We start from the raw sequence: 1150 nt of genomic DNA on the forward strand, positions 1-1150 counted from the left end.
CCCTGGACGTAATCCTTGACCGCGTTGACGCAGTCGAGCGCGATGACGCGGCCGGCCTTGAGGTAGATGATCGAGAAGCTGCGTGCCGCGGGATCGCCGCGCAGCACGGTGGCATCATGGCCGATCGAGAGCCCGACCGTTTGCAGCTTCAGGTCGTACTGGTTGGACCAGAACCATGGGACGGCGTGGTAGGCGGCGTCCTGGCCAGTGATCGTCTTCGCCACGACATTGGCCTGGTCATTGGCGTTCTGCACCGACTCAAGCCGGATCTCGGCACCGTCCGCGAAGGCATTGGCGTGGAGCGCGCAGTCGCCGATCGCGAAAATGTCGGGCAGGCTGGTGCGGCATTGCGCGTCCACCGCGACCCCGTTGCCGCCCGCCGCGCCGGCGGCGATCAGCGGCTCGACCGCGGGAATGATGCCGATGCCGACGATAACGAGCTGTGCCGGGATGACGCTGCCGTCGGCGAGGCGCACGCCGCTGGCCTGGCCGTTCTCTCCGATGATGCAGTCCACCGCGACGCCGAGGCGCACGTCGACGCCATGCGCGCGGTGCTCCGCCTCGTAGAAGCGCGACAGGTCAGGACCGGCGACCCGGGCGAGGACGCGGTCGAGCGCCTCCAGCAGCACGACCTGTTTGCCGAACTTGGCGAGAACGGCGGCGGCCTCCAGCCCGATATAGCCGCCGCCGATGACCACCGCCTGGGTGACGCCGGGAAGCTCCGCCATCATGCGATCGGCATCCGCGCGGGTGCGCACCGTATGAACGCCGGCGAGATCATGGCCCGCGCAGCTGAGCCGGCGCGGGCTGCCGCCGGTGGCCCAGATCAGGTGGCGATAGCCGATCCTCTCGCCGTCGGCGGTGGTGACAATGTGCGCGGCGGGATCGACGGCGGTGATCTCGCGGCCGAGCAGCATATCCACATTGCGCTCCTGCCAGAAGGCCGCCGGGCGGATCAGGATGCGGTCGAACGCCTTGTCGCCGGCGAGATATTCCTTCGACAAAGGCGGGCGCTCATAGGGCAGTTCGGGTTCGGCGCCGACCACCGCGATCGAGCCCTCGAACTTGGCCTGGCGCAGCGCGATCGCGGCCTGCGCCCCGCCATGGCCCGCACCAACGATCACCACGTCGTAGCTGCTCATTGATCCTC

Annotated in this window: 1 protein-coding gene; it reads right to left on the reverse strand. The window is 68.7% G+C overall.

The window, feature by feature from the left end; translation table 11 throughout:
• Positions 1-1142, reverse strand: a 1142-nt coding sequence (locus tag AX702_RS06935; protein ID WP_066777893.1) for an NAD(P)/FAD-dependent oxidoreductase, incomplete at its 3' end; no start/stop codon positions are given.
• Positions 1143-1150 lie beyond the last annotated feature (8 nt).

Origin of the sequence: Sphingomonas sp. CCH5-D11 (assembly GCF_001557395.1) — a bacterium.
Taxonomy (GTDB): Bacteria; Pseudomonadota; Alphaproteobacteria; order Sphingomonadales; family Sphingomonadaceae; genus Sphingomonas.